Origin of the sequence: Acinetobacter sp. ANC 5600 (assembly GCF_002018395.1) — a bacterium.
GTDB lineage: Bacteria > Pseudomonadota > Gammaproteobacteria > Pseudomonadales > Moraxellaceae > Acinetobacter > Acinetobacter amyesii.
On record NZ_MVKW01000009.1, the window covers coordinates 83,204 to 89,494 of the forward strand.

The following is a 6,291-nucleotide window of genomic DNA, read 5'->3' on the forward strand; positions in this document are numbered from 1 at the left end:
GCGTCTCCTTTTGTTTGGACAGCTTCCATAGTCCAAACCAACTATAATAGGTAGTGGTTTAATGAAAACTCTCAGCGCTAAGCCAGCTGAAGTTCAACACGACTGGTACGTTGTTGATGCTTCTGGCAAAACTTTAGGTCGCCTTGCGACTGAAATCGCTCGTCGTTTACGCGGTAAGCACAAAACTTCTTATACTCCTCACGTTGACACTGGTGACTACATCGTTGTTATCAATGCTGAGCAAGTTCAAGTGACTGGTAAAAAATCACTTGATAAGAAATATTATCGCCACACTGGTTTCCCTGGTGGTATTCGTGAAACTAATTTCGAAAAATTAGTTGCTCACAAACCAGAAGAAATCTTCGAACGTGCTGTAAAAGGCATGTTGCCAAAAGGTCCTCTTGGTTATGCAATGATCAAGAAAATGAAAGTGTACGCTGGTACTGAGCATCCACATACTGCTCAACAGCCACAAGTTTTGGACATCTAAGGGATACAGCACATGGCTACTAACTATGGTACAGGTCGCCGTAAGACCGCAACTGCACGTGTTTTCCTATCAGCTGGTACTGGTAAACTCGTAATCAACAACCGTTCTTTAGAACAATATTTCGGTCGTGAAACTGCTCGTATGGTTGTTAACCAACCACTTGAGCTTTTAGAAGCTACTGAGAAATATGACCTTTACATCACTGTTGCTGGTGGTGGTATCGGTGGTCAAGCAGGCGCTATCCGTCACGGTATTACTCGTGCATTGATCGCTTCTGACGAAACTCTTAAACCTGCTCTTCGTCAAGCTGGTTTCGTTACTCGTGATGCTCGTGAAGTTGAACGTAAGAAACTTGGTTTACGTAAAGCTCGTAAACGTCCTCAATTCTCTAAACGTTAATTCGTTTACCGAATCGGACAAAAAACCTTGGCTTATGCCAAGGTTTTTTTATGTCTTAATTTTTTATGAAGATGATGCAAATAGAATAACGATCCGATAAACAAAGAGACTCAAACTCGCAATTAAGCATATAACCGACAATGTTAGTGTAATTGTAGAGATGGTCATTTTGCTTTTTTGTTCTGGGCTATCATCCTCTGCTCCATAATCAGAGGCATAACCTCCAGCGAGTGCCGTATAAAAGCCAATGCCCATAAAAATAACAGCAGCTAAAAATAATAATTTTTGTACAAGTACAATGGTCATCATGCGGTGACAATCAGGTAAATGAATGACATGAAAAGCTATCAAATAAAACAAAACTGTAATTTTCACTGTAGCTGTATTGATATTGCTAAAGTCTCCGTGATTTTACTGGCTAATTTTAGTATCCTATCTTATTCATTTCTCATCGTCTCGGATTATGTCAGTCGAAAATGCACCTCTCCAAGGGATTACGCTTTACAGTCATGCGGATGACTTTCGCTCACACTGGATACGCTATGTACTTGCAGAGAAGCAAATCAAACATAATTTAATTATTGCTGATGATGAAGACGAAGATCTTGCAAGTTTAAATCCCTACAATCAACTTCCGATGATGATTGAAAATGGCCTAAAACTCTATAACAGCAGTATTATTGCCGAATATCTGGATGACCGATATCGTCAAAATAAACTGTATGCAGATGCACCCATGCCTCGTGCAGAGCAACGTCAATATGTATGGCGCTTCGAACAAGATTGGTTAAGACTTGCCGATATTATGCTTCGCCATCCCGATACCCTCGATGAAAAAGCCAAGCAAAAAGCACAAAAACAATTACGTGATACACTCATTTCACTAACCCCCTTGTTTCAGCATTATCCTTATTTTATGTCTGAACAATTTAGCATGTTAGACTGTATGCTCGCGCCTATATTTCTGCGCCTAAAAGCCATGGGGATTGAGCTTCCCAAACAGCAATGCCGCCCTATATTTCTCTATTGCCAACGCATCTTTAGCCGTCCTGCATTTATCAAATCGATGACATTGCAGGAAAAAAATCGCTATAGCGAGCTTTTAGCAAAAAATTAATTTCCCATTAATATTCGAGTAAGCATTATGTCTGAACAAGAACTACAACTCACTCCAACGCGTCCATACTTAACACGGGCACTTTATGAATGGATTTGTGACAATCAACTTACACCGTACCTACTTGTCGATGCGACACAGAATGGTACGATGGTGCCAGTTCAATATATCCAAGATGGCCAAATTGTCCTGAATATCGCACCTCATGCAACGCATGCGCTACATATGAGTAATGAGACGATTACTTTCTCTGCACGCTTTGGTGGCGTTTCGCAAAACCTCTATATCCCCTTTTCTGCTGTTCTAGGTATCTATGCACGTGAAAATGGTCAAGGCATGTTCTTCGATCCTCAAGAATATGAAGGTATTCAGAATGATCAAAATGCTTTAAAATCAAACGACCAAGAACAACAAGAGCAGCCGAAGAAAAAACCAGGTTTAAGGTTGCTCGATTAAAGAATAAGGAAGCGAATAATGGCTTTTGATTTAGTACAATATTTTGTCGAACAAATAGAATCTCAAAAGCCTACGCTTTTAAGTCATTTAAATCGTGAAGAAAAACGTCAACATATACGTGAAATTAATGCATTAACTTTAGGTGAATTGATTCATCAGCTCCGCAATAATGCTCAAAAGGTTTATCAAGAAATTACTCAGCCTGATGAACTCTATATTCAAGAAGTTTCACGCCATCTGACCACCAATCCATCGAATGCATCAATATTAGAGCGCTCTGAACTTGAACACCTAACAACTGAAATTTTTCATTTACAATTAAATGAATTAAAGCAACTTCATGATACCGGCTCACACTCACCACAAAGCATTCAAGAATTACTCAATGGACAAATTGAACACCTTTCTGGTCAAGCGGATGATTGGGTTTGGTCAACAAACAACCTAACAGAGCTTCTTGGTTCTAAACCAAATCTGCAAGAAGAGATATCATTAGAAGCATCAATGAAGGAGTTCAATCAAATGGTTAATCAACAACATACTCAAGAAGATGTGACAACAGAAGTACAAGTGCCAACTTGGTCAAAAATTGTAGAGCCTATCGTTGCAGTGGTGATTTTATGGATTTTGGCATCTGCAGCTTGTAATATTTTTTCTTAAGTGGCTTCATTTGTCTAAATCAATGACCTGCTTTTTAAGCAGGTTTTTTTAAATCGAATATTCTAAATTACACGCCTTTAGATCACTTTTTGTTTTCTTTATGTAAATCGGTCAGCTTTATTCTGCAAAAATTGGGTTTTGTTACACCATTTACAAAATATTACATTTGAATTTTTGGTAAATTTTAAATCATAAATGAAGTCCGAAAACACATAAAAAAATATATACAGCAAATTAAATCACATTTTTTAATCCAAAAACTAAACACTATAATTAGAAAATATTATCATTTTAAAACAAAAAATTAATTTTATTGCAAAGCCACTTACGCTTCCTATAATTAAATTATGTAGCTAAAAACGCTAGTTTAATTACCTAAATATCTACAAATAATAATCATGTATAACCTAAAAGAGGGGCATAAAAATGGCTAAAGTTTCATTAGAATCACTCACAACAATCGACGGTTTTTATGCAGCGGCACTGGTAGACGGTGAAAGTGGCCTAGCTATGGCGACACAAGGCGGTGGAGATATTGATTTAGAATTAGCAGCTGCTGGAAATACTGAAGTGGTTCGCTCCAAAAGACGTGTTGCTCAATCACTCAATTTAGATGATCACATTGTCGATATTTTAATTACCTTAGGAAAGCAGTATCACTTGATTCGTCCACTGGAAAATAATGAATCCATATTCTTATATTTAGTACTTGATCGTGCCAAAGCAAACCTAGCCATGGCTCGACACGAATTAAAAACCTATGAAAAAAGTTTAGATTTTGCTTAATTTCACCTAACCCTCTTATGCCAATAAGAGGGTTTTTTATTCCCAAAATGTTTTACAGGTTTGAATAAAATTAGTCGAGGAACACCATGAATAAGCAATATATCAATATCGGCATTGCAGGATTAAGTATTCATGATTCAGATCAACTCAAACATCAGCTTTACGCAATTTTTCCACAGCACTTTAATATCCAATGGAAAAGTGCATCTGATGTGAATCTCGATTGCTTATTTATTCATGAGCGTTTTTTTGACACCGAAGGAATTCAAAAAATATTAACTCGCCGCGCTTTACCTTGGCTCAAGATCTCGAAAGACAACCAACAATCAGGGCGCGTCAGAAACAATACTCTATTCCTTCCCGTTGATGATAATCAAGAGCTCTATCAATGGATTGATAAACATCTCGTCAGCCATAATGGCCTTAACGAATCCATTAAGCATGCTCAACATGATCAAATCCAGAGCTTTAGCGATTTTAATTTGGAGGATGATTACTTCAAAAAAATGTATGCAGAAGATAATCATCAAAAATTACACCTATATGATGATCTAGGCACAATAGCGGTAATCGATACCGCGCAAAATATAGCTTGGCTCAACCTCGAGCGTCAACTTCAACACACAGATGCTAGTTTTAAATATGATTTCGCATCAATTGAAGATATGACCCATGTAAGTCGAAAGCATCCCGTCATCCTTCAAGACTGGATATGGAATCTATTTTGGCAAACTCCGAATTTTTACCAAACAGTTCCTGAAGATGGTCATTTTCGAATTTTAAGCTGGCCAAAACCTGCTGAACATTTATCTCATAAACAAATTTTTCAACTTTCTGCATGTTTTATCCAGGGTGCAAAGATATCAACCATTGCAGAACAATATGATATACCCCTCAGCACCGTTCGGCAGTTCATTGCTGCGAATATGGCATCACTGAATATTAAAAAAATAAATCTTTGGGATAAACATTACACGCCACTTGAAACGCATGAACCAACAGAAGAAAAGAACTTTGTACAAAGCTTCTTTAGTAAATTACGGCGTAAATTTGGATTTTAGAATAGGACATCAAACATGATTCTTCAGCAATATAAAATTGTCTTTGCTGGTTCTATGGGTGCTGGAAAAACTGAAGCGATCCGTTCACTTTCTGATATCCCAGTTTTACTGACCGAGGCGTTTAATACAGATCAAACCAGCCATCAAAAACTTGAAACCACAGTAGGTATCGACTACGGAGAAGTGACCTTAGAAGATGGTTTAAAAATAGGTTTATATGGTACCCCTGGACAAAGTCGTTTTGATTTTATTTGGCCTGTGATTTGTCAAGGCGCAATCGGGACGATTATTCTGATTGATCATAATGTTAATGACCCCTTAAGTGAACTCGAAAGCTACTTAGAAACCTTCCAAAACTATACAGATAACATAGCCATTGGAATTACCCATACAGATGAAATCACCAGTTCGACAAATACCGCTATCTATAAGGATTGGCTAATTAGTCAGGACTTATATTCGCCCCTATTCTTTATCGACTGTCGCAAAAAATCTGACGTTTTACTGCTTCTTGAAGCTTTAATTACCTCAATCGAAGTAAATCACTATATTACTGCATAAGGAGCAAAACATGTTTAATGTCACAAAACGCACCGCTTCGAATGAGTTAATACAACATGCCCGTGAACAAATAAATAATATTATTAACAATGCACGCGGGGTTCATTTCATTATGGTGTGTTCAACAGATGGATTTGAGCTAACGAGTGTTTACAAACGTGGGCAATATAACAATAGCAAGTTAGCAGCGGTTAGCAGCTCTATCCTGGCAATGGTGTCAGCATTTATCAAAGAAATTCATTTGGTCGGTTGTCAAAATATAACCTTAGATGCCGAAAATGGAAAAGCGATACTTGCATCTGTTGCTGCACAAAATCATCCCATGATTATTGTGGCATTGACAGATAAGGACATTTTATTAGGCCAAGTCTTATATATGCTTAAAGCTGCAACGCAATCAATTATTTCAGCGGATCAATGACCTTGATAGAAAGATTGAGGACGTCTTACTTTATATTTGAGTGAGAAATATTCATATATTATCCACTTACAACATATTCATTTTCCTATTCTATTCTTCTATTCTTCTATTCTTCTTTTCCCCCTTTTCACCGCACATAAAAAAACACCCCCTGGACTAGTCAGGGGGTGTTTCGAATAATGAGCTGGCGATGACTTACTCTCACATGGGTAACCCCACACTACCATCAGCGCTAAGAGGTTTCACTTCTGAGTTCGGGAAGGGATCAGGTGGTTCACTCTTGCTATTGTCGCCAGCACAACTGTTATGGATACTTGCTTAGTCTAATCTCAGAGCAGTG

Annotated in this window: 10 protein-coding genes and 1 rRNA gene; 9 read left to right on the forward strand and 2 right to left on the reverse strand. The window is 37.8% G+C overall.

All coding sequences use genetic code 11. The features are described from left to right. Positions 1 to 61 precede the first annotated feature (61 nt). The gene (gene rplM / locus B1201_RS15250; protein WP_004722943.1) at positions 62 to 490 is read left to right on the forward strand and encodes a 50S ribosomal protein L13; all 429 of its coding nucleotides are present in this window, start codon (positions 62 to 64) and stop codon (positions 488 to 490) included. Positions 491 to 502: 12 nt separating this feature from the next. Beyond that, the gene (gene rpsI, locus B1201_RS15255) at positions 503 to 889 is read left to right on the forward strand and encodes a 30S ribosomal protein S9 (RefSeq protein ID WP_078190115.1); all 387 of its coding nucleotides are present in this window, start codon (positions 503 to 505) and stop codon (positions 887 to 889) included. Between the two features lie 63 nt (positions 890 to 952). On the opposite strand, the gene B1201_RS15260 is transcribed toward rpsI, so the two are convergent. Further along, entirely contained in the window at positions 953 to 1,264 is a 312-nt protein-coding gene (locus B1201_RS15260; RefSeq protein ID WP_078194276.1) for a hypothetical protein, read from the reverse strand. Positions 1,265 to 1,352: 88 nt separating this feature from the next. Between B1201_RS15260 and B1201_RS15265 the strand changes: the two genes are divergently transcribed. From B1201_RS15265 to B1201_RS15295, 7 genes are all read left to right on the forward strand, one after another. Continuing rightward, on the forward strand, positions 1,353 to 2,006 hold the full coding sequence (locus B1201_RS15265) for a glutathione S-transferase N-terminal domain-containing protein (protein ID WP_078194277.1): 654 nt from the start codon (positions 1,353 to 1,355) through the stop codon (positions 2,004 to 2,006). A 27-nt stretch (positions 2,007 to 2,033) separates the two neighbouring features. Beyond that, entirely contained in the window at positions 2,034 to 2,462 is a 429-nt protein-coding gene (locus B1201_RS15270; protein WP_078194278.1) for a ClpXP protease specificity-enhancing factor, read from the forward strand. A gap of 18 nt (positions 2,463 to 2,480) precedes the next feature. Beyond that, complete coding sequence (locus tag B1201_RS15275) at positions 2,481 to 3,122, forward strand: hypothetical protein (RefSeq protein ID WP_078194279.1); 642 nt, start codon at positions 2,481 to 2,483, stop codon at positions 3,120 to 3,122. 426 nt (positions 3,123 to 3,548) lie between these two features. Next, positions 3,549 to 3,908: a hypothetical protein gene (locus tag B1201_RS15280; RefSeq protein ID WP_078194280.1), complete on the forward strand. Its 360-nt coding sequence runs from the start codon at positions 3,549 to 3,551 to the stop codon at positions 3,906 to 3,908. 86 nt (positions 3,909 to 3,994) lie between these two features. Further along, positions 3,995 to 4,969 (forward strand): hypothetical protein, encoded by a 975-nt coding sequence (locus tag B1201_RS15285; protein ID WP_078194281.1) that lies wholly within the window; start codon positions 3,995 to 3,997, stop codon positions 4,967 to 4,969. A 15-nt stretch (positions 4,970 to 4,984) separates the two neighbouring features. Continuing rightward, positions 4,985 to 5,530 carry a GTP-binding protein gene (locus tag B1201_RS15290; protein ID WP_078194282.1) on the forward strand — a complete coding sequence of 182 codons (546 nt, stop codon included), beginning with the start codon at positions 4,985 to 4,987 and terminating at the stop codon, positions 5,528 to 5,530. A 10-nt stretch (positions 5,531 to 5,540) separates the two neighbouring features. Continuing rightward, positions 5,541 to 5,951, forward strand: a complete 411-nt coding sequence (locus B1201_RS15295; protein WP_078194283.1) for a roadblock/LC7 domain-containing protein — start codon at positions 5,541 to 5,543, stop codon at positions 5,949 to 5,951. Positions 5,952 to 6,133: 182 nt separating this feature from the next. Here B1201_RS15295 and rrf read toward each other — a convergent pair. Continuing rightward, positions 6,134 to 6,248 (reverse strand): 5S ribosomal RNA (rrf, locus tag B1201_RS15300). Positions 6,249 to 6,291: the final 43 nt, after the last annotated feature.